The organism is Microbacterium esteraromaticum (assembly GCF_028747645.1).
In the GTDB taxonomy this organism is placed as follows: domain Bacteria; phylum Actinomycetota; class Actinomycetes; order Actinomycetales; family Microbacteriaceae; genus Microbacterium; species Microbacterium esteraromaticum_C.
The window spans coordinates 2,761,280-2,787,668 of record NZ_CP118100.1 but is presented as its reverse complement, the minus strand read 5'-3'; the positions used below and the strand labels follow the sequence as shown (position 1 = coordinate 2,787,668).

18 protein-coding genes and 3 rRNA genes are annotated in these 26,389 nt (G+C 65.8%); 17 read left to right on the top strand and 4 right to left on the bottom strand.

Annotated elements, in window-relative coordinates:
• The first annotated feature begins 78 nt into the window (after positions 1-78).
• The 6 genes from PTQ19_RS13450 (at position 79) to PTQ19_RS13425 (ending at position 6,509) form a co-directional block, all read left to right on the top strand.
• Positions 79-1,233, top strand: a complete 1,155-nt coding sequence (locus tag PTQ19_RS13450) for a Gfo/Idh/MocA family protein (protein WP_274367694.1) — start codon at positions 79-81, stop codon at positions 1,231-1,233.
• The gene (locus PTQ19_RS13445) at positions 1,233-2,402 is read left to right on the top strand and encodes a dihydrodipicolinate synthase family protein (RefSeq protein ID WP_274367693.1); all 1,170 of its coding nucleotides are present in this window, start codon (positions 1,233-1,235) and stop codon (positions 2,400-2,402) included. Before PTQ19_RS13450 ends, PTQ19_RS13445 begins: the two co-directional genes overlap by 1 nt.
• A gap of 106 nt (positions 2,403-2,508) precedes the next feature.
• A complete protein-coding gene (locus PTQ19_RS13440; protein ID WP_274367692.1) occupies positions 2,509-3,405 on the top strand; it encodes a sugar phosphate isomerase/epimerase family protein in 897 nt (298 codons plus the stop codon).
• A gap of 53 nt (positions 3,406-3,458) precedes the next feature.
• Positions 3,459-4,229, top strand: coding sequence for a sugar phosphate isomerase/epimerase family protein (locus PTQ19_RS13435; protein ID WP_274367691.1), 771 nt, complete (start codon positions 3,459-3,461; stop codon positions 4,227-4,229).
• A 169-nt stretch (positions 4,230-4,398) separates the two neighbouring features.
• Positions 4,399-5,412 carry a LacI family DNA-binding transcriptional regulator gene (locus tag PTQ19_RS13430; RefSeq protein WP_274367690.1) on the top strand — a complete coding sequence of 338 codons (1,014 nt, stop codon included), beginning with the start codon at positions 4,399-4,401 and terminating at the stop codon, positions 5,410-5,412.
• Positions 5,409-6,509: a glycerate kinase gene (locus tag PTQ19_RS13425; RefSeq protein ID WP_274367689.1), complete on the top strand. Its 1,101-nt coding sequence runs from the start codon at positions 5,409-5,411 to the stop codon at positions 6,507-6,509. The genes PTQ19_RS13430 and PTQ19_RS13425 overlap by 4 nt, the downstream gene beginning before the upstream one ends.
• A gap of 145 nt (positions 6,510-6,654) precedes the next feature.
• Here the strand turns inward: PTQ19_RS13425 and pgm are convergent, their stop codons facing one another.
• Positions 6,655-8,298, bottom strand: a complete 1,644-nt coding sequence (gene pgm / locus PTQ19_RS13420; protein ID WP_274367688.1) for a phosphoglucomutase (alpha-D-glucose-1,6-bisphosphate-dependent) — start codon at positions 8,296-8,298, stop codon at positions 6,655-6,657.
• 246 nt (positions 8,299-8,544) lie between these two features.
• On the opposite strand from pgm, the gene pheA reads away from it, so the two are divergent.
• The gene (gene pheA / locus PTQ19_RS13415; protein ID WP_179409908.1) at positions 8,545-9,486 is read left to right on the top strand and encodes a prephenate dehydratase; all 942 of its coding nucleotides are present in this window, start codon (positions 8,545-8,547) and stop codon (positions 9,484-9,486) included.
• Between the two features lie 26 nt (positions 9,487-9,512).
• Here the strand turns inward: pheA and PTQ19_RS13410 are convergent, their stop codons facing one another.
• Complete coding sequence (locus tag PTQ19_RS13410) at positions 9,513-10,571, bottom strand: LLM class flavin-dependent oxidoreductase (RefSeq protein WP_274367687.1); 1,059 nt, start codon at positions 10,569-10,571, stop codon at positions 9,513-9,515.
• Positions 10,572-11,161: 590 nt separating this feature from the next.
• Between PTQ19_RS13410 and PTQ19_RS13405 the strand changes: the two genes are divergently transcribed.
• The 4 genes from PTQ19_RS13405 (at position 11,162) to PTQ19_RS13390 (ending at position 17,151) form a co-directional block, all read left to right on the top strand.
• A 16S ribosomal RNA gene (locus PTQ19_RS13405) occupies positions 11,162-12,686 on the top strand.
• Positions 12,687-13,054: 368 nt separating this feature from the next.
• Positions 13,055-16,160 (top strand): 23S ribosomal RNA (locus PTQ19_RS13400).
• 105 nt (positions 16,161-16,265) lie between these two features.
• Positions 16,266-16,382 (top strand): 5S ribosomal RNA (rrf, locus tag PTQ19_RS13395).
• The 16S, 23S and 5S rRNA genes sit together here, the layout of an rRNA operon.
• A gap of 124 nt (positions 16,383-16,506) precedes the next feature.
• The gene (locus PTQ19_RS13390; protein WP_274367686.1) at positions 16,507-17,151 is read left to right on the top strand and encodes a phosphoribosyltransferase; all 645 of its coding nucleotides are present in this window, start codon (positions 16,507-16,509) and stop codon (positions 17,149-17,151) included.
• 96 nt (positions 17,152-17,247) lie between these two features.
• Here the strand turns inward: PTQ19_RS13390 and PTQ19_RS13385 are convergent, their stop codons facing one another.
• On the bottom strand, positions 17,248-17,670 hold the full coding sequence (locus tag PTQ19_RS13385) for an Hsp20/alpha crystallin family protein (RefSeq protein WP_274367685.1): 423 nt from the start codon (positions 17,668-17,670) through the stop codon (positions 17,248-17,250).
• 99 nt (positions 17,671-17,769) lie between these two features.
• Between PTQ19_RS13385 and PTQ19_RS13380 the strand changes: the two genes are divergently transcribed.
• Entirely contained in the window at positions 17,770-18,096 is a 327-nt protein-coding gene (locus PTQ19_RS13380) for a MerR family transcriptional regulator (RefSeq protein WP_274367684.1), read from the top strand.
• Between the two features lie 80 nt (positions 18,097-18,176).
• Here PTQ19_RS13380 and PTQ19_RS13375 read toward each other — a convergent pair whose 3' ends face one another.
• Positions 18,177-19,610, bottom strand: coding sequence for a dicarboxylate/amino acid:cation symporter (locus tag PTQ19_RS13375; RefSeq protein WP_425313121.1), 1,434 nt, complete (start codon positions 19,608-19,610; stop codon positions 18,177-18,179).
• A gap of 244 nt (positions 19,611-19,854) precedes the next feature.
• Between PTQ19_RS13375 and PTQ19_RS13370 the strand changes: the two genes are divergently transcribed.
• Genes PTQ19_RS13370 through PTQ19_RS13350 form a run of 5 tightly spaced genes read left to right on the top strand, consistent with a single transcriptional unit; the run spans position 19,855 to position 26,389 of the window.
• The gene (locus tag PTQ19_RS13370) at positions 19,855-21,306 is read left to right on the top strand and encodes an APC family permease (RefSeq protein ID WP_274367683.1); all 1,452 of its coding nucleotides are present in this window, start codon (positions 19,855-19,857) and stop codon (positions 21,304-21,306) included.
• Positions 21,306-22,664 (top strand): glutamine synthetase family protein, encoded by a 1,359-nt coding sequence (locus PTQ19_RS13365; RefSeq protein ID WP_274367682.1) that lies wholly within the window; start codon positions 21,306-21,308, stop codon positions 22,662-22,664. The genes PTQ19_RS13370 and PTQ19_RS13365 overlap by 1 nt, the downstream gene beginning before the upstream one ends.
• Positions 22,654-23,826, top strand: a complete 1,173-nt coding sequence (locus tag PTQ19_RS13360; RefSeq protein WP_274367681.1) for an amidohydrolase family protein — start codon at positions 22,654-22,656, stop codon at positions 23,824-23,826. The genes PTQ19_RS13365 and PTQ19_RS13360 overlap by 11 nt, the downstream gene beginning before the upstream one ends.
• Positions 23,823-25,058: a M20 metallopeptidase family protein gene (locus PTQ19_RS13355; RefSeq protein ID WP_274367680.1), complete on the top strand. Its 1,236-nt coding sequence runs from the start codon at positions 23,823-23,825 to the stop codon at positions 25,056-25,058. The genes PTQ19_RS13360 and PTQ19_RS13355 overlap by 4 nt, the downstream gene beginning before the upstream one ends.
• Positions 25,055-26,389, top strand: coding sequence for an aspartate aminotransferase family protein (locus tag PTQ19_RS13350; RefSeq protein WP_274367679.1), 1,335 nt, complete (start codon positions 25,055-25,057; stop codon positions 26,387-26,389). The genes PTQ19_RS13355 and PTQ19_RS13350 overlap by 4 nt, the downstream gene beginning before the upstream one ends.

Genomic DNA, 26,389 nt, shown 5'->3' with positions numbered 1-26,389 from the left:
CTTTGATAGCGGAAAGCGCTTACCCGTACGAATGCGGAGCGCACAGACTTCCGAGCATCACCGACAGAACGGATCACCATGACCGACGCACGCGAGATCGGCATCATCATGAACGGCGTCTCCGGGCGCATGGGCTACCGCCAGCACCTGGTGCGATCGATCCTGGCGATCCGCGACCAGGGCGGCATCGAGCTCCCCGACGGCACGAAGGTCACCGTCAAGCCGCTGCTCGTCGGCCGCAACGAGGCCAAGCTCGCCGAGATCGCCGCGCAGCACGACATCGCCGACTACACCACCGACCTCGACGCCGCTCTGGCCGACCCGCAGTGGGAGATCTACGCCGACTTCCTGGTGACCAAGGCGCGCGCCACCGCTATCCGCAAGGCCATCGCCGCCGGAAAGGCGATCTACACCGAGAAGCCCACGGCCGAGTCGGTGGATGAGGCGCTCGAGCTGGCGCGCCTGGCGCAGCAGGCCGGCGTCAAGACCGGTGTGGTGCACGACAAGCTCTACCTGCCGGGCCTGCAGAAGCTCAAGCGCCTGATCGACTCGGGCTTCTTCGGTCGCATCCTGTCGGTGCGGGGCGAGTTCGGCTACTGGGTGTTCGAGGGCGACTGGCAGCCCGCGCAGCGCCCGTCGTGGAACTACCGCACCGATGACGGTGGCGGCATCATCAGCGACATGTTCCCGCACTGGAACTACGTGCTCGAGAACCTCTTCGGCGAGGTCAAGAGCGTGTACGCGCAGGCCGCCGTGCACATCGCCGATCGCTGGGATGAGAAGGGCGAGCACTACACCGCCACCGCCGAAGACGCCGCGTACGGCATCTTCGAGCTCGACGGCGGCGTGATCGCCGAGATCAACTCGTCGTGGACCGTGCGCGTCAACCGCGACGAGCTCGTCGAGTTCCAGGTCGACGGCACGCACGGTTCGGCCGTCGTGGGCCTGTTCGGCTGCAAGATACAGCCGCGCAACGCCACGCCCAAGCCGGTCTGGAACCCCGACCTCGAAGACACCCACGACTACGACGCCGACTGGCAGAACGTCCCCACCAACGACGTCTTCCTCAACGGCTTCCGTCAGCAGTGGGAGGAGTACCTCACCTCGTACGTCCTGGGCACCGAGTACGACTTCGACCTGCTCGCCGGTGCGCGCGGTGTGCAGTTCGCCGAGGCGGGCCTCACCTCCAGCGCCGAAGGGCGCAAGGTGGCGATCGAGAAGCTGTCGCTCTGATGACGACGCTTCGCCTGCTGGCAGCATCCGGAGCGATCTCGGATGCCGCACTGAACGACTCCGGCGCGTACGCGCGTCCGGCATCCGCCCTGCGCAGCCGCGTCGCCTACGCGGCCGCGCACGTCGTGCCCAAGGTGCACGCTGACAACACGCCGGGGCAGCCCGCCGACATCGACTGGGACGCCACGCTCGCGTTCCGCCGCAACGCGTACTCGTGGGGACTCGGCGTCGCCGACGCCATGGACACGGCGCAGCGCAACATGGGCCTCGACGCGGCCGCCACTCGCGAGCTGATCGCACGCAGCGCCCAGGTCGCCCGCGAGGAGGGCGGCTCGGTCGTGGTCGGCGTCAACACCGACCACATCGACGACGAGCACCTCTCGCTCGACCAGATCATCGACGCGTACACCGCTCAGCTGCACTTCACGGAGGAGCAGGGTGCGGGACCGGTGCTGATGGCATCCCGTCACCTTGCGCGCACCGCGACGAGCGCCGACGACTACCGGCGCGTCTACCGTGCCGTGCTCGACAAGGCGACCACTCCGGTCGTGCTGCACTGGCTGGGCACGGCGTTCGACCCGCAATTGGAGGGGTACTTCGGATCGACCGAGTGGCCTGCGGCCGCCGAGGTGCTGCTGCAGATCATCGCCGAGGATCCGGCGAGGATCGCGGGTGTGAAGATGAGTCTGCTCAACGCTGAGAGCGAGATCTCGGTGCGCGAGCGACTGCCGCAGGGCGTGCGCATGTTCACCGGCGACGACTTCAACTATGTCTCGCTGATCGGCGATTCGGGTGTCGGCGAGCGGTCGTACTCGGATGCTCTGCTGGGCGCCTTCGCTGCGATCACCCCGGTCGCGTCGGCGGCGATCCAGGCGTTGGATGCCGGTGATCACGCCGCCTACGCGCGCATCCTCGGACCCACCGAAGAGCTCAGCCGGCAGGTGTTCGCCACACCCACGTTCTATTACAAGACCGGTGTCGCGTTCCTGTCCTGGCTCAACGGCCACCAGCCGGCGTTTCAGATGGTCGGGGGCCTGCACTCAGCGCGCAGCCTGCCGCACCTGTCGCGCATCGTCGAGTTGGCCAACGCCTCGCTCGCGCTGGAGAACCCCGAGCTGGCGCAGCAGCGCTGGCACGGGATGCTGCGCCTGAACGGCATCGACGCATGAACGCCCGCCAACGCGACGCGATGCCCCCCACGAGGGGTCAAAATACGTCGCATCTGCACCCTCAGACCCCGCATTTCTTGACCCCTCGTGGAGAGCGGAGCGCGATATGACCGTCGACGCGCGCCTGTCGATCAACCAGGCCACCATCAAGTACGCCGATCTCGCGACCGCGTTGCGGGTGACCGCGGATGCCGGAGTGCAGTCCATCGGACTGTGGCGCGAGCCCGTGAACGAGGTCGGTCTCGACACGGCGACGCGGATGCTGTCGGATTCGGGCCTGCGCTTCTCGACGCACTGCCGGGGAGGGTTCTTCACTCTGCCGGCCGGGCCTGAGCGCGATGCTGCTCTCGCTGACAATCGGCGAGCGATCGACGAGACCGCGGCGCTGGCGGATGCCGGTGCCGACGGCTCAACGGCCGTGCTCGTGCTCGTCGCGGGTGGACTGCCCGAGGGATCGCGCGATCTCGTCGGGGCTCGTGAACGGGTGCGGGACGCCCTCGGCGATCTCGTGCCGTATGCGCGCACCGCCGGGGTGACGTTGGCGATCGAACCTCTGCATCCGATGTTCGGCTCCGATCGGTGCGTCGTCTCGACGCTCGGGCAGGCCCTGGATCTGGCATCCGATTTCGATGCCGCGACGGTCGGCGCTGCGGTCGATACCTTCCACATCTGGTGGGATCCGCAGGTGTACGAGCAGATCGCTCGCGCCGGGCGCGAGGGGCGCATCGCCACGTACCAGGTGTGCGACTGGCAGACGCCGCTGCCGGCCGATGTGCTGCTTTCTCGGCACTACATGGGCGAGGGCATCATCGACTTCGCCTCGCTCACCCGCGCGGTGGTCGACACCGGATACGACCGCGATATCGAGGTCGAGATCTTCAACGCCGACATCTGGGCCGATGCCCCCGAGGCGGTGGTTGCCCGCACGGCCGCGGCCTTCGCCGCCACGGTGTCCCCGCACCTCACACCCTCCGCCCCCGTCTATTCGTCACAAACTGCCTGAATCCGGGCCGAATAGCGGGAGTATGTGACGAATAGATGCGAAAGGGGACGGTGATGAGACCGGGATTGTGCTCGGTGACCTTCCGGCAGCTGACGCCGGAGCAGCTCGTGCCGCTGGCCGCTGAAGCGGGCCTGCAGGTGATCGAGTGGGGCGGCGACGTGCACGTGCCGGCCGGCGACGTCGAGCGTGCCGCGCAGGTCGCCGAACTGACATCGGATGCTGGACTGCTCACCTGCTCGTACGGAGCGTACTTCCGCGCAGACCCGGACGAGCCGCTCACCCCGGTGCTCGACAGCGCGGCCGCGTTGGGCGCTGACCGCGTGCGGATCTGGGCGGGGCGCGTCGACTCCGCTGATGCGTCTGCGCAGCAGTACGCGCAGACGGTCGTGCGGCTTCGGGACGCCGCCGCCGAGGCGGGGGAGCGCGGGATCACCCTGGCCTTGGAGTATCACCGCGGCACGCTGGCCGACACCCCGCAGGCGACGTTGCGGTTGCTCGCCGACGTTGGCAGTCCCGCCCTGACGACGTACTGGCAGCCGTCGGTCGGGGCACCGGATGCTGTGGCCCTGGCCGAGTACGAGGCGGTGGCTGCGCACACCAGCGCTGTGCATGTGTTCTCGTGGTGGCCCGCTGGCGAGCGCCTGCGGTTGCACGAGCGCGCGCAGCTGTGGCGAGCCCTGTTCACGGCGGCATCTGCTCAGGTGTCGCCGCCGCGGGACGCCCTATTGGAGTTTGTTCCCGACGACGACCCCGCGTTGCTGGCATCCGAAGCGGCGACCCTGCGCGCTCTGCTCGCGGGCGAGGCGGGCGAACCAGCCCCGTGAGAAACCCAGCTCCCGTGAGAAACCCAGCTCCCGTGAGAAACCCCACTCCCACGAGGGGTCAAGAAACGTCGTGTATCGGGCGCGCAACCCCGCACATTTTGACCCCTCATGATGGGAGAACACCCACCCCTCGTGAGAGCAGTCCGCGCCGGATGGGTAGGCTCGGCGCATGACCGCTGACGTGCGACGCTCACCGACCCTGCACGATGTCGCCCGCGCCGCGGGGGTGTCGCTGGCGACGGCATCCCGCGTGCTGAACGGCTCCGACCGCAAGGTCGCCGAGTCGTATCGCGAGCGGGTTGAGAAGGCCGCCGATGAGCTCGGCTACACGGCCAATGCCTCGGCGCAGGCCACAGCGCGCGGAACCTCGGCCGCCATCGCGTTGCTGGTCGCCGATATCGCTGACCCGTACTTCGGGCAGATCGCCGCGGGGGTCGCGCGGGGCGCCGATGAAGAGGGCCTCATCGTCACCGTCGCCATCACGCAGCGCGATCCCGAGCGCGAGGCGAAGATCCTGCGTGCTCTGCGTGGGCAGCGTCCGCGTGGTGTGATCCTGGCGGCTTCGCGCACGGATGACGGCGAGACCCGCACGGCGGACGAGCTGGACGCCTTCCGTCACCTCGGCGCACGCACGGTGGCGTTCGGTGCGGGCGCGGATCGCAGCATCCGCATTGACAACCGCGACGGGGCCGAGCGTCTGGGCCGCGAGATGGCGCGTCTCGGCTATCGCCGCGCGATCGCGATCGGTGCGGCGGACGGCGTGCGCACGTCGGATGACCGCCTCGCCGGTTTCGCTGAGGGCTTCACTGCCGAGGGTGGTGCGCTCGAGCGCACCTATCGCGGCACCTTCGAACGCGAGTCGGGTGCGGCGTCGATGGCTGACGCGCTGCGCGACGGGGTGGATGCCGGAACGCTGGTCTTCGCGCTGAGCGACGTCGTGGCGATCGGCGCCATGACGGCGATTCGCGAGGCCGGGCGCACGGTTGGCGCCGACATCGCGGTGTGCGGCTTCGATGATGTGCCGGCGAGCCGCGATGTGACGCCGCAGTTGACGACGGTGCGCGTGCCGCTCGGTGAGCTCGGGTACCAGGCGTTCCGGGCGACCGTCGATGCGCAGTGGCAGCAGTCGCCGATCGAACTGGATGTGCTCGTGCGCGACAGCACACCGGTGGTCACGCCGTGACCCGCGTGGTGCTCGCGCCCGACAGCTTCAAGGGAACGATCACCGCCGCGGATGCCGTCGACGCGCTCGCCGCGGGCTGGCGGTCGGTCGACCCCGCGGCAGAGATCGTGCCGCGTCCGATGGCTGACGGGGGCGAGGGAACGGTCGCCGCGTTCGAGGCGTCAGTGCCGGGCGCGCGGCGGATGCCCGTGACCGTCGACGGCCCGACCGGCGCGCCCGTCACGACGTCATGGCTGCTGCTTCCGGCATCCGACGATGCCCCGCAGGGGACGGCCGTGATCGACATGGCGTCGACCTCGGGCATCGAGATGCTCGAGCGGTTGCGTCCGTGGGATGCCGATTCGCGGGGGTTCGGGCAGGCGATCGCGGCGGCGCTCGATCATGGGGTGTCGCGGGTGGTGCTCGGTATCGGATCGAGCGCATCGACCGACGGCGGCACCGGAATGCTGCGGGCGCTCGGCGCCCGGTTCCTTGACTCCTCGGGCACGGAGACCGCCCCCGGCGCGCGGGGGCTTGCCGATATCATGACGGCCGATCTGAGTGGCCTGCGGCGGGCATCCGACGTGATCGTCCTCACCGACGTCACCAACCCGCTCACCGGTCCTCGCGGTGCGGCCGCGGTCTTCGGTCCGCAGAAGGGACTCACCGACCTCGCGGATCAGCACCGGGTCGATGCCGCACTCGGTCAGGTGGCGCACCTGCTCGGCGGTGATCCTGCGACGCCTGGTGCCGGTGCGGCCGGCGGCGTCGGCGGCGCGCTCGTGGCCTGGGGCGCGCAGTTGGTGCCGGGCGCGATCGAGGTCGCGCGGCTGATCGGACTGGCCGAGGCCGTCGCCTCGGCCGACGTCGTCGTCACCGGCGAGGGGGCGTACGACGGGCAGTCCGGAGACGGCAAGGTGCCGTCGTACGTCGCGTCGCTCGCGGCGGATGCCAGCGCGCGCGCCCTACTCGTCGCCGGCCGTATCGATGATGGGGCCGACACCGACCTGTTCACCGGCACGCTGTCGTTGACGCAGATCGCCGGCTCTGCGGCATCCGCCCTTGCCGACCCCGCGCGCTGGTTGCGCGAGGCCGGCGCACAACTCGCCCGCGGCTGAATCGGGCGAGCCCGACCCGCGGCTGAACCGCGCGCAACTCGCCCGCGGCTGAACCGCGCGCAACTCGCCCGCGGCTGAACCGGGCGCGACGCGCCCGGGTGGCGTACCCGCGCGCCGCGGGCCGATCCCGGTGCCGGGCGTCGCGTCAGTCGGCGAGTGCGGCCGAGACGACCGCCCGGGCCTCCTCCTGCACCTGCGCGAGGTGCTCGGGGCCGCGCAGGCTCTCGGCGTACAGCTTGTAGACGTCTTCGGTGCCCGAGGGGCGCGCGGCGAACCAGGCGTACTCGGTCTGCACCTTCAACCCGCCGATCGCGGCGCCGTTGCCGGGCGCGTGCGAGAGCTTGGCGGTGATCGGTTCACCGGCCAGCTCGGTGGCATCCACAGCATCGGGGGCGAGCTTTGACAGCGTCGCCTTCTGCTCGGGCGTCGCCGGCGCGTCGACCCGCTGGTAGGCCGAGGCGCCGAAGGCCGCTTCGAGTTCGCGGTAGCGCTCCGAGGGGGTCTTGCCGGTCACGGCGATGATCTCGGCGGCCAGCAGGCACAGCAGAATGCCGTCTTTGTCGGTCGACCAGACGCTGCCGTCGCGGCGCAAGAACGACGCTCCCGCCGACTCCTCCCCGCCGAAGGCCACGGTGCCGTCGAGCAGGCCGGGGACGAACCACTTGAAGCCGACCGGAACCTCCAGCAGGCGCCGACCGAGCGACTCGGCGACCCGGTCGATGATCATCGACGAGACCAACGTCTTTCCGATGGCCGCATCGCGAGGCCAGTCGGCGCGGTGCGAGAACAGGTAGTCGATCGCGACGGCCAGGTAGTGGTTGGGGTTCATCAGTCCGGCGTCCGGGGTGACGATGCCGTGCCGGTCGGCGTCGGCGTCGTTGCCGGTGAGCACGTCGAAGTCGCCCTTCTTGGCGACGAGCGAGGCCATCGCCGACGGCGACGACGGGTCCATGCGGATCTTCTCGTCCCAGTCCAGGGTCATGAACCGCCAGGTGGGGTCGACCTCGGGGTTGACGACGCGCAGGTCGAGGTCATGCATCTCGGCGATGAGCGTCCAGTAGTCCACCGACGCCCCGCCGAGCGGGTCGGCGCCGATGCGCACGCCCGCGCGCCGGATCGCGTCGATGTCGATGATCGAGGGCAGATCGCGCACGTACGCATCGCGGAAGTCGTAGGTGCCGATCGTGTCCTCGTCGATGTCGGCGTGACGGATGCGTCGCACACCCTCCAACCCGGCAGCGATCAGGTCGTTCGCGCGCTGGGCGATCCAGCCCGTTGCGTCGGTGTCGGCGGGGCCGCCGTGCGGCGGGTTGTACTTGAAGCCGCCGTCGCGGGGCGGGTTGTGCGAGGGAGTGACGACGATCCCGTCGGCGCGGTCCGCGTCGGATGCCTCGCGGCCACGGTTGTGGGTGAGGATGGCGTGGCTGAGGGCGGGTGTGGGAACCCATGATTCGCGGGAGTCGATGCGCACATCGATGCCGTTGCCGATCAGCACCTCGATCGCGCTGCGCTCGGCGGGCAGTGAGAGCGCGTGCGTGTCGCGCCCCAGGAAGAGCGGTCCGCGGATGCCCTGAGCGGCGCGGTAGTCGACGATGGCCTGAGTGGTGGCGAGGATGTGGTCCTCATTGAAGCTCGACGTCAGCGCCGAGCCGCGGTGGCCGCTCGTGCCGAACACGACGCGCTGCGCGGGAACGGACGGATCCGGGCGCCGGTCGTAGTACGCGGCGATCAGCTCATCGACGTCGATCAGGTCATGTTCCTCGGCGGGGAGTCCGGCACGGCTGGTCATGGGGATAGTCTGCCCCGGCATTCGCGCCTGCGCATCCTCGTGTCGCGGTGAGACGGAGGGTCGGGGCTGGGATTGTTCCGGCGTTCACCGAGAACAGGCTCGTTACCGAGAACAGGACGATTTTCGGACATCCGTCCTGTTCTCAGCATCCGTCCTGATCTCGGAACACGGCCGACCTCACTCACCCTGCCGCGGGCCCCGGAAACGCGGCGTCGACGCACCGGGGCGCGGGTCTAGGCTGGCGGAGTGACCGAACGCCGCACATACAGCTATCTCGGCCCCGCCGGAACCTTCACCGAGGCAGCGCTCGACCAGGTGCCCGAGGCGCGCGGACACGACTGGCGTGCTGTGCACAACGTCGGTGAGGCGCTCGCCGACGTGCTCGAAGGCCGCAGCCACGCGGCCATGATCGCGATCGAGAATTCGGTCGAGGGTGGTGTCTCGACCACACTCGATGCCCTCGCGACGCTTCCCGGGCTGCGCATCATCGGCGAGTACCTGGTCAACGTCAACTTCGTGCTGGTCGGCGCGCCGGGCACCCGCCTCGACGACGTGCAGGTAATTGCCGCGCATCCGGTCGCCTACGCGCAGTGCCACGGCTGGCTCGGCGAGCACCTGCCGCGGCACGCGCACGTGCCGGCCGCCAGCAACGTGGCCTCCGCGATCGGCGTGCTCGACGGAACCCTGCCCGCGCAGGCCGCGATCGCCGCCCCGGGAATCGTCGCGCACCACGAGGTCGAGGTGCTCGCCGAGCAGATCGGCGACAACGACAATGCCGTGACACGGTTCGTGCTGGTCTCGAAGACCGTTGCCCCCGCAGAGCCGACCGGCGCCGACAAGACCTCGCTGATCATCGAACTGCCCGACGATCGTCCCGGCGCGCTGCTGGAGATGCTCGAGCAGTTCTCCACCCGCGGCATCAACCTCTCGCTGCTGCAGTCGCGTCCGATCGGAGACGCCCTCGGGCGGTACCGATTCGTCGTCGACGCCGACGGCCACGCGCACGATGAGCGCATGGCCGATGCGCTGATGGGGATCCGGCGCTTCAGTCCTCGCGTGGCTTTCCTGGGGTCGTACCCGCGCGCCGACCGCAAGATCGTGCAGTACCCGGAACGGTATGCCGACGAGGTGTTCGTCGAGGCGCGCGATTGGCTGCGCGCGCTGATCCACGGCGAGCCCGAGGCATAGGCCCCGCGCTCGCCGCCCCGCCCGCCTCAGCGGGCGAGCAGCTCCAGCGTGCGGATGCGTCCCGGCGTCTCGTCGAGAGGCTCGGCGTCGTAGGCGCCGGCGACGGGCGAGATCATGATCTCGTCGACGCCGTGCCGGGCGGCGAATGCCGAGAGATCGGATGCCACCGACGGGCCATCACCGATGAACCAGCGCTGCCGCATGGCGGCGATGAGCGAGTGCTCGGCCGGGTCGGCGTCGGCGGCGAGTCCTGTCTTGGCCTGCTCGACGGTCTGCAGTGCGGTGAGTGGCTTGTTCTGCTGCAGGCGCGCCATCATGCGCAATTGGGGCAGGGCGCGATCGTCGGCTTCTTCGGCGGTGTCGGCAGCGACGACGTTGGCCGTCAGGAAGGTGCGCGGCTCGGCCAGCGTCTCGGACGGCTGGAAGCCGGACCGATACAGGTCGAGCGCACGCTCCAGGCCATGCCCCGAGAAGTGATTGGCGAAGACGTAGGGCAGGCCGTGCGCGGCGGCGAGCTGCGCCGAGTAGTCACTTGATCCGAGCATCCAGATCTGCGGAGCCCCGGTTGCGGAGGGTGTGGAGCGCACCTGGTACTGCCCGCCGGACGTGAACTGCACGGTGGCACCGTCGGGCTGCAGCATCAGCGCGATGTCCTGGACATGCTGCGGGAAGCGCTCGACATCGCCGGCCGCGCCGGATGAACGCAGGAGCTGCGTGATGACGGGATCGCTGCCGGGTGCGCGGCCGAGACCGAGGTCGATGCGGCCGGGCGCGAGCGCTTCGAGCGCGGCGAACTGCTCGGCGACGATGAGTGGCGCGTGGTTGGGCAGCATGACGCCGCCCGAGCCGACGCGGATGCGTCGGGTGCGTGCTGCGGCCGCGGCGATCAGTACCGGGGGAGAGGTGGATGCCACCGCCGGCATGTTGTGGTGCTCGGCGAACCAGTAGCGACGCAGGCCCAGTTCGTCAGCGCGCTGCGCGAGAGAGAGGGAGGAGGTCAGCGCCTGGGCGCTGGTCTGCACGGTGCCGTCAGACCTGGCGCGGACGGGGACGAGATCGAGAACGGAGAGCGCAGGAGTAGTCATCGTCGGATGCAACCGCAACCGCGGCCGCGGCATTCCTCCGCGGGGGGCGACACGCCCGACCGGCTGGGCCCGATTTGCCGGGATGCCCGGACGCACGTAAGCTCTTACATGTTCGCCCCAAGCGGTTGAGCGGAAGGCCTCAGGGTCTGGCTCCCCACCAAGTAGCGAACATCCACCTCCTTCATCCTCGGATGATCAGCCTTGTGCTGAAGAGCGTGGAAGTCCCGCCCGGGAGTCAACTTGACAGATCGGCTGAGACGGATAAGATAGACAAGTTGCCTTCACGGGCAGCGGATTCGTTCTGATCCTCACGGCCGTCGATTTGACAGTCGGGTCGGGATGATTATGATTGTGAAGTTGCCTTGCGCGTCTGGCCTTTGTTGGTTGGTGTGTGGGTGCGTCCGATCCTTGAGAACTCAACAGCGTGCACTTGTCAAATGCCAAATTATCCTCGTCCAGTCTTTTTGGCTGGTTGAGAATTCCTTTGGATCAAATTATATGTGAATGTCAGCAATGATGTTCGTTTTTTGGTCATGATTGAACTCGCTGCCTGTTCGCCGTTTTCCCGGTGGGTGGGTATGCATCGTTTTTTTACGGAGAGTTTGATCCTGGCTCAGGATGAACGCTGGCGGCGTGCTTAACACATGCAAGTCGAACGATGAAGCCTAGCTTGCTGGGTGGATTAGTGGCGAACGGGTGAGTAACACGTGAGCAACCTGCCCCTGACTCTGGGATAAGCGCTGGAAACGGCGTCTAATACTGGATATGTCCCATCACCGCATGGTGTGTGGGTGGAAAGATTTTTCGGTTGGGGATGGGCTCGCGGCCTATCAGCTTGTTGGTGAGGTAATGGCTCACCAAGGCGTCGACGGGTAGCCGGCCTGAGAGGGTGACCGGCCACACTGGGACTGAGACACGGCCCAGACTCCTACGGGAGGCAGCAGTGGGGAATATTGCACAATGGGCGGAAGCCTGATGCAGCAACGCCGCGTGAGGGATGACGGCCTTCGGGTTGTAAACCTCTTTTAGCAGGGAAGAAGCGAGAGTGACGGTACCTGCAGAAAAAGCACCGGCTAACTACGTGCCAGCAGCCGCGGTAATACGTAGGGTGCAAGCGTTATCCGGAATTATTGGGCGTAAAGAGCTCGTAGGCGGTCTGTCGCGTCTGCTGTGAAATTCCGAGGCTCAACCTCGGGCTTGCAGTGGGTACGGGCAGACTAGAGTGCGGTAGGGGAGATTGGAATTCCTGGTGTAGCGGTGGAATGCGCAGATATCAGGAGGAACACCGATGGCGAAGGCAGATCTCTGGGCCGTAACTGACGCTGAGGAGCGAAAGGGTGGGGAGCAAACAGGCTTAGATACCCTGGTAGTCCACCCCGTAAACGTTGGGAACTAGTTGTGGGGTCCTTTCCACGGATTCCGTGACGCAGCTAACGCATTAAGTTCCCCGCCTGGGGAGTACGGCCGCAAGGCTAAAACTCAAAGGAATTGACGGGGACCCGCACAAGCGGCGGAGCATGCGGATTAATTCGATGCAACGCGAAGAACCTTACCAAGGCTTGACATACACGAGAACGGGCCAGAAATGGTCAACTCTTTGGACACTCGTGAACAGGTGGTGCATGGTTGTCGTCAGCTCGTGTCGTGAGATGTTGGGTTAAGTCCCGCAACGAGCGCAACCCTCGTTCTATGTTGCCAGCACGTAATGGTGGGAACTCATGGGATACTGCCGGGGTCAACTCGGAGGAAGGTGGGGATGACGTCAAATCATCATGCCCCTTATGTCTTGGGCTTCACGCATGCTACAATGGCCGGTACAATGGGCTGCAATACCGTGAGGTGGAGCGAATCCCAAAAAGCCGGTCCCAGTTCGGATTGAGGTCTGCAACTCGACCTCATGAAGTCGGAGTCGCTAGTAATCGCAGATCAGCAACGCTGCGGTGAATACGTTCCCGGGTCTTGTACACACCGCCCGTCAAGTCATGAAAGTCGGTAACACCTGAAGCCGGTGGCCTAACCCCTTGTGGGAGGGAGCTGTCGAAGGTGGGATCGGTAATTAGGACTAAGTCGTAACAAGGTAGCCGTACCGGAAGGTGCGGCTGGATCACCTCCTTTCTAAGGAGCACTGCGGTTCTTCGGGACCGACAGAGCCGGATTCACACCGAATGTGTGTGACCGGAGCTCATGGGTGGAACATTTGACATGGCTCTTGGTGAGTCTTCTGGTTTTAGTACGCCGCTTGCGGTGGGAACGGACTGGGGGATGAGCTGGGGGCCTGCACGCTGTTGGGTCCTGAGGGACCGGGCCGGCCTTCCCTGTTGTGGGGTGGGTTGTTCTGTTTCCTTGTGGCCCCTTTCGTCGTCTCCCTTTGTGGGGGGTGGTGTGGGGGACCGCCCGTACTTTGAGAACTACACAGTGGACGCGAGCATCTTAAAGAATTATTTGCTGCCAGTCTTTTCCTGGGCTGGTGGCTTCTCATGTGATTTCAAGTCTTTAAGAGCAAACGGTGGATGCCTTGGCATCTGGAGCCGAAGAAGGACGTAGCAATCTGCGATAAGCCTCGGGGAACTGATAAGCGAGTTTTGATCCGAGGATGTCCGAATGGGGAAACCCCGCCAGGCGTTTGTGCGACCTGGTGACTCCCGCCTGAATATATAGGGCGGGTAGAGGGAACGTGGGGAAGTGAAACATCTCAGTACCCACAGGAAGAGAAAACAACAGTGATTCCGTGAGTAGTGGCGAGCGAAAGCGGATGAGGCTAAACCGGGTGTGTGTGATAGCCGGCAGGTGTTGCATGCCCGGGGTTGTGGGACTTTTCTGATCATTCTGCCGAGTGGTCGACGTGATGTGACGGTGTAGACGAATGGTCTTGAAAGGCCAGCCATAGTGGGTGCCAGCCCCGTAGTTGAAACGCTGCTCACAGCGTGAAGAGTATCCCAAGTAGCACGGGGCCCGAGAAATCCCGTGTGAATCTGTCAGGACCACCTGATAAGCCTAAATACTCCCAGATGACCGATAGCGGACAAGTACCGTGAGGGAAAGGTGAAAAGTACCCCGGGAGGGGAGTGAAATAGTACCTGAAACCGTTTGCTTACAAACCGTTGGAGCCTCCTTAGTAGGGGTGACAGCGTGCCTTTTGAAGAATGAGCCTGCGAGTTAGTGATATGTGGCGAGGTTAACCCGTGTGGGGTAGCCGTAGCGAAAGCGAGTCTGAATAGGGCGATTCAGTCGCATGTCCTAGACCCGAAGCGAAGTGATCTATCCATGGCCAGGCTGAAGCGACGGTAAGACGTCGTGGAGGGCCGAACCCACTTAGGTTGAAAACTGAGGGGATGAGCTGTGGATAGGGGTGAAAGGCCAATCAAACTTCGTGATAGCTGGTTCTCTCCGAAATGCATTTAGGTGCAGCGTTGCGTGTTTCTTGCCGGAGGTAGAGCTACTGGATGGCCGATGGGCCTCACCAGGTTACTGACGTCAGCCAAACTCCGAATGCCGGTAAGTGAGAGCGCAGCAGTGAGACTGTGGGGGATAAGCTTCATAGTCGAGAGGGAAACAACCCAGACCACCATCTAAGGTCCCAAAGCGCGTGCTAAGTGGAAAAGGATGTGGAGTTGCTTAGACAACCAGGAGGTTGGCTTAGAAGCAGCCACCCTTGAAAGAGTGCGTAATAGCTCACTGGTCAAGTGATTCCGCGCCGACAATGTAACGGGGCTCAAGCACGCCACCGAAGTTGTGGCATTGACATTTTTGGTAGGCCTTCGTGGTCCAGCCGTGTTGATGGGTAGGAGAGCGTCGTGTGGCGAGTGAAGCGGCGGTGTGAACCAGCCGTGGACGCTACACGAGTGAGAATGCAGGCATGAGTAGCGAAAGACGTGTGAGAAACACGTCCTCCGGAAGACCAAGGGTTCCAGGGTCAAGCTAATCTTCCCTGGGTAAGTCGGGACCTAAGGCGAGGCCGACAGGCGTAGTCGATGGACAACGGGTTGATATTCCCGTACCGGCGAAGAACCGCCCAAGCTAATCCAGTAATGCTAAGTGTCCAAAGCCAGTCATCGTCACCTTCGGGTGGCACCGGCTGGTGGAGCACACGACCCTATGCTGGTGCGGCTAGCGTATTAACAGGTGTGACGCAGGAAGGTAGCCCAAGCCAGGCGATGGTTGTCCTGGTGCAAGTGTGTAGGCCGAGTCATAGGCAAATCCGTGACTCATGATGGCTGAGACACGATGCGGATAAAAAGTGGGTGATCCTATGCTGCCGAGAAAAGCATCGACGCGAGGTTCAAGCCGCCCGTACCCCAAACCGACTCAGGTGGTCAGGTAGAGAATACCAAGGAGATCGAGAGAATCGTGGTTAAGGAACTCGGCAAAATGCCCCCGTAACTTCGGGAGAAGGGGGGCCATCCACTTATACCCACTTGCTGGGAAAAGGGTGTGGTGGCCGCAGAGACTAGTGGGTAGCGACTGTTTACTAAAAACACAGGTCCGTGCGAAGACGCAAGTCGATGTATACGGACTGACGCCTGCCCGGTGCTGGAAGGTTAAGAGGACCGGTTAGCCGCAAGGCGAAGCTGAGAATTTAAGCCCCAGTAAACGGCGGTGGTAACTATAACCATCCTAAGGTAGCGAAATTCCTTGTCGGGTAAGTTCCGACCTGCACGAATGGCGTAACGACTTCCCAACTGTCTCAACCGCGAACTCGGCGAAATTGCATTACGAGTAAAGATGCTCGTTACGCGCAGCAGGACGGAAAGACCCCGTGACCTTTACTACAGCTTGGTATTGGTGTTCGGTGTGGCTTGTGTAGGATAGGTGGGAGACTGTGAAGCCATGACGCCAGTTATGGTGGAGTCATTGTTGAAATACCACTCTGGTCATATTGGATATCTAACTTCGAACCGTGATCCGGTTCAGGGACAGTGCCTGGTGGGTAGTTTAACTGGGGCGGTTGCCTCCCAAAAAGTAACGGAGGCGCCCAAAGGTTCCCTCAACCTGGTTGGCAATCAGGTGGCGAGTGTAAGTGCACAAGGGAGCTTGACTGTGAGACTGACAGGTCGAGCAGGGACGAAAGTCGGGACTAGTGATCCGGCAGTGGCTTGTGGAAGCGCTGTCGCTCAACGGATAAAAGGTACCTCGGGGATAACAGGCTGATCTTGCCCAAGAGTCCATATCGACGGCATGGTTTGGCACCTCGATGTCGGCTCGTCGCATCCTGGGGCTGGAGTAGGTCCCAAGGGTTGGGCTGTTCGCCCATTAAAGCGGTACGCGAGCTGGGTTTAGAACGTCGTGAGACAGTTCGGTCCCTATCCGCTGCGCGCGTAGGAAGTTTGAGAGGATCTGACCCTAGTACGAGAGGACCGGGTTGGACGAACCTCTGGTGTGCCAGTTGTTCCGCCAGGAGCACCGCTGGTTAGCTACGTTCGGGATGGATAACCGCTGAAAGCATCTAAGCGGGAAGCCGGCCTCAAGATGAGACTTCCATCACCTTCGGGTGGAGAGGCTCCCAGCCAGACTACTGGGTTGATAGGCCAGATGTGGAAGCACGGCAACGTGTGCAGCTGACTGGTACTAATAAGCCGATGACTTGATAACACCAATTCTTTCCAAAGATGAACGCGTCCACTTTGTGGTTCTCGACGTACGGTCGGAACCAAACAACACACCCACGAGTGTGTTGCCGACACATGTCAATAGTGTTACGGCGGCCATAGCGTGAGGGAAACGCCCGGTCACATTCCGAACCCGGAAGCTAAGCCTCACAGCGCCGATGGTACTGCAGGGGGGACCCTGTGGGAGAGTAGGACACCGCCGGACTCCTTTTAAACGAAAGAGCCACCCAACGCTGGGTGGCTCTTTCGCGTTAACACGACAGTTTCGGGCGACGCAGCGCCCGCGATACGGGGTTGACGAACGCCGCGACAACGCGTATCCCGAGAGTATGCGCATCTTCGCGGACCGGCAGGACGCTGGGCGGCAGCTCGCATCCGCGCTCAGCCAAGACGATGCGGTCCTCGGCGGGCGCGTGGCTGCGGACGGTACAGCCGTCGTAGGCCTTCCTCGCGGAGGCGTGCCCGTCGCCGCTGAGGTTGCGCGGCAACTCGATGCGCCGCTCGACGTGCTCATCGTGCGCAAGATCGGGGCGCCAGGGCACGAAGAACTCGCGCTCGGCGCTGTCGGTGAAGAGAACGCGGTCGCGCGCAATGACGATCTCATTCGGGCATCGGGTATCTCGGAGTCGGATCTCGCTCGGCGCGAGCAGACGCAACGCGACGAGGTGCGCCGCCGCGCCGCGATGTTCCGACCCGGCCGCCAGCCTGTCGGGCTTTCTGGGCGCACCGTGATCATTGTCGACGACGGCATCGCCACGGGAGCGACGATGCGCGCGGCCTGTGCTGTTGCGCGGGCGAGAGCGGCAGCGCGAATCGTCGTCGCTGTTCCCGTCGCCGCTCCTGACGTCCTCGACCGCCTGGATGCCGATGCGGTTGTCTGTCTGCACGCACCGCGTGACTTCATGGCGGTGGGCATGCACTACGTCGACTTCCGACAGACCTCGGATGCGGAGGTCATATCGTTGCTGGCGTGATCGCTGCGGGGCCATCACGGACGCCGCAAGGCGGGTACAGGTCATCATGACCCGTACCCGCCTCTCTGTATTCAGGAGTTGGCGTGATTCGATGGCTTATGCATCGATCGCCTCGCGCTGGTCGGCGGACTCGACCGTGATCTTGCGGGGCTTTGCCCGCTCACTGACGGGAATCACCACAGACAGCACGCCGCTGTCGTAGGTCGCGCTGATGCGATCGAGATCGACGCCCTCGCCCAGGGTGAACTGTCGGAAGTAGCTGCCGGATCCTCGTTCCCGGGCGATCCAACGGAGGCCTTCCCCGTTTCCCGCAGTGCGCTGCGCGCGGATGGACAGCTGTGATCCGTCGAGATCGATATCGATGGATCCGGGGTCCGCGCCCGGAATATCGGCGTGCAGCACGTAGCGGTCACCGTCGCGGTAAAGGTCGACGGGCATCGTGCGCGGTGCCGGTGCGGAGTCCAGCACACTCGCAACGAGACGATCCAGCTGACTGATCGGGTCGAGGGTCATGGTCATGATGTTCTCCTTTCGGTCTCGCAGTGCAGATTATCTACACCTTGTGATGTAGATCTATACCGCTGTTGGAAGAAGATTTCAACCCGTGGAGGCAGAGCAATGAACGAACGCGACACGTCCACGCCGTTGTACGGCATCGCCGTGGCGGCTGAGCTGGCGGACCTGGCGGGACCGACATTGCGGCTGTACGAGAAGCACGGCTTGCTGCATCCGTTGCGCAGTGACGGCGGCACGCGGCGCTACAGCGAGGACGACCTGACCCGGTTGCGGCGAGTGACGGCCCTGCGCGAGGCGGGGGTCAATCTCGCCGGGATAGGCAAGGTGCTCGATCTTCAGGACCAAAATGTCGGTCTGCAGGTCGAGAATGACGCACTCAGGGACGAGAATGCGGAGCTGCGGCGCGCGCTGGAAGACGGATCGGTCTGACACAACCGATACCGGGCTGAAGAACGATAAGACGCCCCGTCCAGGCTGCGGTAAACGGGGCGCCTCGTCGTCTCGTGCTGTTAGCCAGCGGTAGCCGGCTGCGTCGTACTCGTGTGATCGTCGGCATCCGATGCCTCGTCGTCTTCGTCGTCGAGGTCCTCGGCGAAGGGGAGGCCGTTGCGCGGTGCGTTGTACAGCTCTTCGTCGAGGATTCCCTCGCGCTTGGCGACGATCGTCGGCACCAGGGCCTGACCGGCGACGTTCGTCGCGGTGCGTCCCATGTCGAGGATCGGGTCGATCGCGAGCAGGAGTCCAACGCCCTCGAGTGGCAGACCCAGGGTCGACAGGGTCAGGGTCAGCATCACGACGGCGCCGGTGGTGCCCGCGGTCGCGGCCGAGCCGAACACCGACACGACCACGATCAGGAGGTACTGCATGATGCTGAGTTCGATGTCGAAGAACTGCGCGACGAAGATCGCGGCGATCGCCGGGTAGATGGCGGCGCAGCCGTCCATCTTGGTCGTCGCGCCCAGCGGCACGGCGAACGACGCGTAGCCGCGGGGCACGCCGAGGTTGCGCTCGGTGACGCGCTCGGTGAGCGGCAGCGTTCCGATCGACGAGCGGCTCACGAAAGCGAGCTGGATCGCCGGCCAGGCTCCCGAGAAGTACTGCTTGATCGAGAGGCCGTGCGCCTTCACCAGGATCGGGTAGACGACGAAGAGGACGATCGCCAGCCCCAGGTAGATGGCGCCGGCGAACCAGGCGAGCGAGGTGAGCTTGTCCCAGCCGTACTTGACCACCGCGGCGCCGATGAGGCCGAAGGTGCCGATCGGAGCGATGCGGATGATCCACCACAGCACGCGCTGGATCACCTTCAGCAGCGACTCGGTGAACGCCAGGAAGGGCTCGGCCTTCTTGCCGGCCTTGAGCGCGGCGATACCGATCACGACGGCGACGACGATCACCTGCAGGATGTTGAAGCTCACGTTCGAGGTGACGATCTGGGCATCGGCGTCGAACGAGCTGCCCACCGACAGGCCGAGGAAGTTCTGCGGGATCAGCCCGAGCAGGAAGTTCCACCAGGTACCGACGGTGTAGGGGTCGCCGGTCTCGAGCCCTTCGCCCGCGCGTGCGCCGGGCTGGATCACGAGCCCGAGCACGATGCCGATCGTCACCGAGATGAAGGCGGTGATCGCGAACCACAGCAGGGTCTGACCCGCCAGTCGCGCCGCGTTCTGCACGCGGCGCAGGTTCGAGATGCTCGCGACGATCGCGGTGAAGATCAGCGGCACGACGGCGGCGCGCAGGATCGTCACGTACGAGCTGCCGATGGTGTCGAGCGTCGTGAACAGGGGCGTCTTGTTCTCGGCGCTGGCACCAGTGGCGACGGCGATGAGCCCGACGGCGATGCCGAGCACGAGTGCGGCGATGATCTGGAACCCGAACGAGGTCAGAAGCTTGCGGACCGGTCCTCGGGTGTCTGGCGCCTTCTGGGCGCGAGTAGTGCTGCTCACGGGGATCTCCATGTCTACGCGCGCACGGTGCGCGCCACGTGGGTTCAACGTTAGAAGCCGATGCATATTCCGAGCGGGGAGATGACGCCAGATGACAACGAGCTGCTGGAATGAATGAAACACTCTTGGCCGCGGTCTCCCAGCTGTGTAATATCTGTTTCAGAATCCGCTCGAACCGTCAGCCGCCGTGCGATCCGGTTCGCCACCCTGGGCGTCAGAGCTGACGTCGGATGAAAGGCCCGAAATGACTTCGACGACGAAGACCCTGGACGACGGTGCGACCCGTGCCGCGTCCTCTCCGCGAAAGACCCTGCGCCTGTGGGAGGTAGTGGCGATATCGGTGGGCTTTATGGGCCCGGTGATGGCGATGTCGCTCAACGGCATCGGCGTAGCGGGCCTCGTCGGCTCCGGTGTGCCGTTCACCTTCCTGGTGTCGTTCGCGGGCACCATGCTCGTGGCGTACGCCTTCATCCGCCTCACCCGCTACATCACCCATGCCGGTTCGGTGTACGCGCTCGCCGGCTCCACGCTCGGCCCACGTGCCGGGTTCTTCGGCGGGTTCGCACTGCTGGGCACCTACCTCTTCTTCGCCGTGTGCATCGCTGGGGCCTGCGCGGTCTTCTTCGAGGCCATGATGGCCGAGCTCGGCATCACGCTGCCCGCTTGGGCGTGGGTGCTGGTCCCGATCGTCGTCTCGGTGTTCGTGCTCGTCCTGAACCTGCGTGAATCGACCGTCACGGCCCGTACGTTGCTCGGCATCGGCTTCGTCGGTATCGCAGCGATGGTCGTGCTGTCGGTCGTGATCATCGCCCGCGTCGCCTCGGGTACCGCGCCCGTGTCGACGGGCGTCGACTTCTCGGTGCTCCTGCCCGGCGAAGCGCCGATCAGTGCGGTGATGACCGCCGCGGTGTTCGGTTTCCTCTCGTGGGCCGGTTTCGAGTCGGGCACCTCGCTCGGTGAGGAGACCCGCAACCCGAAGCGGGTGGTCCCGAAGGCGCTGCTGCTGGCCGTGGTCGTGGCCGGAGCGATCTACGTGCTCGTCATGTTCGCGCAGACGATCGGGTTCGGTACGGATGCCGAGGGCGTCGCGGCGTTCGCCGGGGCGTCGTCGACGCTGACCACGCTCGCCTCGATCTACATCGGGCAATGGTTCGCCGTGCTCATCGCCATCTTCGCCTTCCTTGTCGCCTTCGCGTCGTTGCTCAGCTCGACCGCCGCCGCGGCACGACTGCTGTTCGCCCTCGCCCGCGACGGCTTCGGTCCGCGGGCGTTCGCCGCGACGAACCCGAAGACCGGTGTGCCCGTGCACGCGACGGTGTCCGTGATCGCGTTCACCGTGGTGCTCGCGGTCGGCTTCGGCCTGTTCGGTGCGAGCTCGGTGGACGTCTACTACTGGTTCGCGACCATCGCCACGCTCTGCATGGTCGTCGCCTACGGCATGACCTCGGTCGGCGTCATCAAGCACACCTTCTCGCGGGGGTCGAAGATCCCGAAGTGGGAGGTCATCATCCCCGTGCTCGGAATCGGCTTCCTCGCCTACGTGTACTTCATCCAGATCTCGGGTCAGGTGGCACCGTACTCGTACTTCCCGTGGATCGCGGGAGCATGGTGCGTGATCGGTCTCATCATCGTGCTGGTGCGCCCGTCGCTCGCGGCCCGCATCGGCTCGCGCATCAGCACCGAGGACCTGGACTGATGGCCGCACCTCCTCGCAGCCCCGCCGACCTCCCCAGCCGAACGGAAGACATGCACACCACACCCCAGAGCGATGAACTCATCTTCATCGCGACCACCGATATCGCCGCTCGTACCAAGGGCCGTTCCATGCGGCTCGCGGACTTCGACGAGCGCACCTCTCTGGGCTGGGTCCCCGCGAACCTGGGCATTGGATCGCTCGGGCACATCGTCGATGACATCCCGTACGGATCCAGCGGCGACTTGAGGCTGAAGCCCGATCAGTCATCGCACGCGCGCGTCGACGGCATCCCGGGGCGTCCGCCGCTGAACGTCGTCTTCGCCGATCTGGTGAACACCGACGGCTCGCCGTGGGAGAGCTGCCCTCGGACGTTCCTACGCGACACGGTCGACGAGCTGCGCGAGGTTTTCGGCATCACGACCCGGTGCTCGTTCGAGCACGAGTTCATGGACGTCAGTGCGTCCGGCGACCACCATCCGTTCTCGTTGCAGGCCTTCCGCCGCGCGGAGCCACTCGGATCCGAGCTCATGTCGGTGCTGCACCGCGCCGGACTGGAGCCCGAGACCTGGCTTCCCGAGTACGGTCGCCACCAGTACGAGATCACGGTCGCGCCGACCGACCCTGTGGGTGCGGCCGATCGTGCGATCCTCGTGCGCGACATCGTGTACGACCTGTTCGAGGCGCACGGGCGCGAGGCATCGTTCGCCCCGGTCGTCGCCCCCGGCGAGAGCGGCAACGGCGTGCACGTGCACTTCGGTCTGGACGACGCCGACGGCAACACGCTCGTCTACGACCCGTCGCGCCCGGGCCGGCTCTCGGAGCTCGCCGGCAGCTTCGCTGCCGGGATCATCAAGTACGGCCCCGCGATGGCAGCGCTGTTCGCCCCGCTCGCGACCAGCTATTTGCGACTTGCACCGCACCACTGGTCGACGGCACGCGCGTTCCTGGGCCTGCAGAACCGCGAGGCGCTGCTGCGCATCTGCCCGACGAACGAGATCGACGGCAAGGACCCCAGTCGTCAGCTGCACTTCGAGTTCCGGGGCGGCGACATCGGGGCGAACCCGTGGATCCTGCTCGGCATGATCCTGCGCGCCGGCATGCAGGGACTGCGCGAACGACTTGAGGCGCCCGAGGTCGTCGAGGGCGAGCTGGATCTCGACGGACGTCACGCGCACCTCGCGAAACTGCCCCGCGACCTTGAACAGGCGCTCGAGATGCTGAAGGCCGACGAGGTCGTGTCCGGATGGTTCTCGCCGGCATTCCTCGCCACCTTCGATGCGATCAAACGCGATGAGTTCGCCTCGGTGCAGGCACGCTCGCTCGCCGAACAGTGCGAGGTGTACACCCGTGTCTACTGAGAACACGCCCGCCACCGTCCCACTCCTGGACCACCACTGCCACGGCGTCACCCTGCACAATCTCGACGACTCCGCATTCGAGTCGTTGATCACCGAGTCGGATTGGGACGCCCCGGAGGGGACGACCCACTTCGACACGCAGGTGGGCTTCGCCATCCGCCGCCACTGCGCACCCGTGCTCGGGCTGGACCCGTTCGTGTCGGCCGAGGCGTACCTGGCGCGGCGACGCGAGCTCGGCGGCGATGAGGTGAGCCGCCGGTTGCTGCGCGCCACAGGCATCAGCGACTACTTCATCGAGATCGGGCATCGTGCCGACGAGATCCTCGATCCGACGGAGATGGCGGATGCTGCGGGCGCACGCGCCTTCGAGGTTGTGCGTCTGGAGCGTCTCGCGGAGGAGCTGGTGATCGCCGGCTGTGACGCCGCCGGCTTCCGAGAGGCGTACGACGGCGTTCTCGACGAACGGCTGCGGTCGGCGATCGGCGTGAAGTCGATCGCCGCGTATCGCATCGGTCTCGACTTCGCCCCGGAGCGTCCTTCCTCCGAGGAGGTGGATGAGGCGCTGGCTCGCTGGATCGACACGACGGGTGACGTCGTCCGCCTGGATGACCCGGTGATCATCCGGCACCTGCTGTGGGCCGCGGTCGACAGGGCATGCGCGATCCAGTTCCACATCGGCTACGGCGATGCCGACGTCGACTTGCACCGCTGCGATCCGCTGCTGCTGACCGAGTTCCTCCGCCTCACCCGCCCGACCGGTACGCGGGTGATGCTGCTGCACTGCTATCCGTTCCACCGTGAGGCCGGGTACCTGGCCCAGGTGTTCCCGCATGTCTACTTCGACGTCGGGTTGGCGATCAACTACACCGGATCCCGGTCCGACGAGATCATCGCCGAGACGCTCGAGCTCGCACCGTTCCACAAGATCCTGTTCTCATCCGACGCCTTCGGTGTCGCCGAGCTGTACTACCTCGGGGCTCTGCTGTTCCGTCGGGGCCTGCAGCGCGCGCTCGACGTGTTCGTCGAGCGCGACCAGTGGCCGGCCGGTGAGTGCGCGCGCATAACCGAGCTCGTCGCCTGGCGAAACGCGCGGCGCGCGTACCGGCTCGATGATCGCCTGTTCGCGGTCGAGACCGGCCTGGTCGGGGCGGAGGGCCCGTGAGCCCGAACCGTACGCCCCTGAGCGAGCTGGCGACGCGCTGGGGCGACGCGCTCGATGAGGAACTCCCGGCCGCGCGGGAACTGCGCCGAGAGCTGCACGCGGCACCGTGCGTCTCAGGACAGGAGCACCCCGCGCGGGCACGTCTGCTCGCGGCACTCGACACCAGCATCCCGTTCGAGGAGATCGCGGATGCCGGCGCGGTGGGCCGCGTCGGACCCGTCGAGGGCCCGAGCATCGCGGTGCGGGCGGAGCTCGATGCGCTGCCGGTGACAGAGCAGACCGGGGCGCCGTTCGCAGCATCCGATGGTGCCATGCACGCCTGCGGTCACGACGTCCACCAGGCGGCGGTCGTGGCGCTGTTACGCGCCGCCGCCAGGGTCGAGCTGCCCCTGGGGCTGGTCGGTCTGCTTCAGCCCCGTGAGGAGAGCTACCCCTCGGGTGCGTTGGAGATGGTCGAAGCGGGTGTCATCGACCGGTTCGGGATCGCGCACGTCATCGGTGCGCATGTGCACCCCGGGGTCCGTCGCGGCGCGGTCGCCTCGGGAGGCGGCTTCATCAACGCCGCAGCCGACGAGATCGAGATCCTCGTCAGCGGACGTGGCGGACACGGGGCATACCCGCACGACGCCAACGACGTGGTCGCCGCCGTCGCCCACATCGCGATCGGCATCCCCGAGGTGGTGCGGCGCAGCGTCAGCCCGCTGCGCCCGGCGCTGATCAGCATCGGAACACTCACCGCGGGAGAGGGAGCGGCGAACGTGCTGCCCGCAGAGGCGCGCATCTTCGCGACGATGCGCACGACCGACCCGGAGGACCGCGTCACCCTTTTCGAAGCCGTCCGCGAGATGGCGGAGCGTACGGCGCAGGCCTACGGGACCACCGCGCAGGTGACTCGGATCGACGGCGAGCCCGCCCTGATCAACGACATCTCGCTCGCGTCGGGCACAGATGACTGGCTGGCGCTGCTCGGCGTCGACGGGGCCGAGCCGATGCGTTCCCTCGGCGCGGACGACTTCTCGTACTTCTGCGACGCGGTGCCGTCGCTCATGCTGTTCGTCGGTGTCGAGACAGCCGGGCGCGACCCTCAGCCCGCGCTTCACCACCCCCGCTTCCTGCCCGACGACGACGCGGTCGACCTGGTCGCGCGCGCTCTGATGGCCGGCTATCTCGCCGCAGCCGAGCGCGTGCTCGGCATCGAGCACCACCGCGGCGACCAGGGGGCGCTCGGGTGAGCACAACGGATGCTGCGCGGCTGGCCGCCCGCGATGAATCGGTGATCGCAGGAGTCCAGCGCCTGCGGTTCTTCCCGCTGGTGGCCGAGACGGGCCGTGGATCGGTGCTCGTCGAGCCGGGAGGGCGGGAGCTGATCGACCTCAGCGCGAGCTGGACGGCATCCGGTTTCGGTCATGGTGAGGCGAGCATCGCCGCCGCCATCGCCCACGCCGCGATCGCCCCACCCGGTTCCTCGGTTCTCTCCGGCTCACATCCCGACGCCGTCGCGCTCGCCGAGGAGCTGCTGGACCTCATACCGAGCAGGCTCGGGGCGGCCGACCGGCGGGTCTATCTCGGGCACGCGGGCACGGATGCGAACGACGTCGCCATCCGCGGATGCCGAGCAGCCACGGGGCGGCCGCGCATCCTCGCGTTCGAGAACGGGTATCACGGCGGGCTCGGGACCGCTCAGCGCGTCTCGGGGGTGCACGTATCGGCGGGGGTCGCCGCGGATGCGGCGGTGACATTCCTGCCCTACCCGGATCCGCATCGACCACACACGGGGGATCCGTCGACCGTTCTCGGCGACGTGCTCGACCGCGCGGATCGGGAGCTCGCGCGCGGGGAGACGGCCGCCGTCATCGTCGAGCCGCTGCAGTCCGACGGGGGTCTCATCGTGCCGCCGAAGGGATTTCTCGCCGGCCTCCGGGCGCTGTGCGATCGCCATGGCACGCTGCTGACCGTCGACGAGGTGAAGGTGGGGCTCGGCCGTACCGGCCGCACCCATGCGTTCGAGCATGATGAGGTGGTTCCCGACGTGGTCACCCTCGGAAAGGCACTGGGCGGCGGCCTGCCGCTGTCGGCGACGATCGGCCCCGCTGACGTCCTCGATCATCCGGTCGCCTCGGCGTTGATGACGACGACCGGCAACCCGATCTCATGCGCCGCCGGGCGAGCCGTGCTGCGGATCGTGCGCGAAGGTGCCGCGACGACGAATGCGGCCCAGCGCGGGGCTCAGCTGGCGGGTCTCCTCTCGGACTACGCGCGCAGTCGTCGCCCGGGTGCGGGGCTCATCGATGACGTGCGCGGACGGGGACTCTCTGTGGGAGTCGAGCTCGTGAGCGGCGACCGTGCCGACAGCGATGCCCTCACCGCCAAGACCGTCTACCGTGCCTGGCAACTGGGTGTGATCGCCTACCCGGTGCGTGGCAACGTGATCGAACTGACACCGCCGCTCACCATCTCCGCCGACTCGATCGAGAGGGCCGTCGCGATCCTCACGACGGCGATCGACGATGCAGCGCAGGGCGTCGTCTCCGACCACGAGATCGCGCCCTATCAGGGCTGGTGA